At 30.8% G+C, this 2578-nt stretch carries 2 protein-coding genes; both read right to left on the bottom strand.

From position 1 onward, the window contains the following. Positions 1-199 precede the first annotated feature (199 nt). On the bottom strand, positions 200-1324 hold the full coding sequence (locus tag COL3_RS24785; protein WP_008428457.1) for a 2-aminoethylphosphonate aminotransferase: 1125 nt from the start codon (positions 1322-1324) through the stop codon (positions 200-202). 13 nt (positions 1325-1337) lie between these two features. Beyond that, positions 1338-2471 carry a phosphonopyruvate decarboxylase gene (aepY, locus tag COL3_RS24790; RefSeq protein ID WP_008428459.1) on the bottom strand — a complete coding sequence of 378 codons (1134 nt, stop codon included), beginning with the start codon at positions 2469-2471 and terminating at the stop codon, positions 1338-1340. Between the last annotated feature and the right edge of the window lie 107 nt (positions 2472-2578).

A 2578-nucleotide genomic window follows, 5' to 3' on the forward strand; every position in this document is an offset into this window, starting at 1 on the left:
GCTTCGTAATTTCTTAAATATTTTATTTTTGAAAAGCCAAAGGCTTTTCTTCCTTATTCATTCATCATTCATTCTTCATTTTTCACTACTTAACACTCTCACAAGTGTTGATATCACTCAATTTTACAATTGAAAACTCTATAATTCCCCATAAATTGAAATAATGGCTTAACATAAAACCCAACCGAAGGATTGCATATTAAATAATCTCTGCAAAGTATTCTTCTAATATTTCTATAAACTTAACCATATTTTCAGGATATATTTGTCCTATATTAGCAATTCTAAAAGTAGTTTGAGAAGCTATTTTACCAGGATATATTGTAAAACCTTTGTTATATAAATAATCATGTAAATCATCAAAGCTGTAATTTGCAATTTCAGGCTCAATAATTGAAGTTAGAAGCATTGATGAATTTTGTTCATCAACTAATTTTTTTAGTTTAAGCTTATTTAATCCATCCCACAAGATTTTACAGCATGCTTTATATCTTTCATATCTTTTTTCTATAGTCTCCTCTTTTGCTTCTATAATAGCCTGCTTTAAAGCATAAAGTACCTGTACTGGAGGCGTAAACCTCATTTGATAATTATCTTTAAAATATAAATATTGCTTATATATATTAAGGTAGAGATTTCTTGGTTTTATAGCTTTAGTATTTTCTAAAGACTCTTTGTTTGCTATTACAAAGCTTATTCCTGCCATTCCTTGAATACATTTATTTGAGCTTGATGCTAAATACTTGATGTTCATTTCATTCATACTTATAGGCATTCCTGCAAATGAACTCATTGCATCAACAATCATCTCTATATCATATTTTTTACAAATCTCCCCTATAACCTTTATATCATTTAGTATCCCTGTAGTAGTTTCATGATGAATTACTGCCAAATGGCTTATATAATCATTACCAGACTTTGCATTGTCAAAGTTATGTGCTTTTAAGACTTTCTCCAGCTCATTTAAATCAATTCCTTCTATAGGAGAACTTTTAAATTCTATATAATTTAAATTATATGCTTCAGCTATTTCGCACATCCTTTTGCCATAAGCTCCATTATTAATTATTAATATTGTTCTGTTATCCACTACAGAACTTAGTATGGCTTCAACTGCTGCTGTCCCAGAACCGCCAAATAGTACAGTTGTGTATTCATCATTTGTGCCTACAAAATTAGTAAGCTCCTTGGATACAAATTCCATAACATCACCAAATTCTTTTTCCCTTGGGCAAATATCTGGTACAACTTGAGCAAGTTTAACTGTATCTGAAGTAGTTGCTGGTCCTGGATTTAACAATATGTTTCTCTTAATTTCCAATGTAATCCCCCCACTAACTTTCTAAAAATTCCATAAACATTTTTTTATTTTCGTTTGGCGTTGTAATAGGTCTTCCTAAATCCTTTCGTGCACCTTTTTTTACTTTAACTTCTATAAGTACTGGTCCCTCTACATTTTTAATTTCTTCGGCTAGATTTAATAAATCCGTTTTTGAACTGCATGAATAACATTCTTTATAGCCGCAAGCCTTTGCAATAGCTAATGTATCTATCTTTAATCCAACAGTTTCCTGGCCTCCCACTGAATCATGAGCACCATTATTTATCAATACATGCTTAAAATTCTTAGGCTTTTGATTCCCTATTATAGCCAGTCCTCCAAGATGCATTAGTAAAGCTCCATCTCCATCAATACAATATACCTCTTTATTTTTTTTGCTTAGTGCAATTCCCAAAGCTATTTGAGATGCATGTCCCATAGAACCCACTGTTAAAAAGTCTTTACTATGATTTTGTTTATATTTCTCTCTTAATTCAAAGAGTTCCCTCGATGCCATTCCAGTAGTTGATACTATTACTGAATTTTCCTTCATATTAGATACTATTATTTCAATAGCCTCTTCTCTTGTCATTTCAAAATCTAAAATAGGATTATTCTTTAGCTTATATTCGCTAAAGGTATTCTTTTTAATAACTAATGCATAGGGCTCATTATTTTCCCTCATATATTTATGTGCTTCTTTTATCTTTAATTTCATATAATCATTATCCATGTTTTCGTCTAAAATCTCATATTTAATTTCTAACATATCTAATGTTTCAGTTGTTATTATTCCTTGTTTTTTGTGTTGAGGTTCATCTTTTGTATTTGGTTCTCCCCTCCAGCCGATTACCAAAAGCATTGGAATACTATAAACCAGCTTATCAGCGAGAGATGCAAGAGGATTCAATGCATTTCCAACACCTGAATTCTGCATATAAACTAATCCGATTTTATTCGTCGCTAAATAATACCCAGCTGCCAATCCCACAGCATTCCCCTCATTAGCAGCAACTATATTCTTTTCAACGCTAACATTGTCCTTAATATAAGCACAAAATGATTTCAATAAAGAATCCGGAACCCCCGTAAAGAAATCAATATCATTATTTAATAATTCATCATAAAATTCTTTAACATCTATCAATTAATTCAACTCCTACACTATAACTTATAGATATGCAACACGTTAACTCAGCTTATGTGGTAGCTTACCGAAATAATAAATATTTTTGTTACGAAAAACTATGAAAA

Source organism: Clostridium sp. LS (assembly GCF_002760435.1).
In the GTDB taxonomy this organism is placed as follows: Bacteria; Bacillota; Clostridia; order Clostridiales; family Clostridiaceae; genus Clostridium.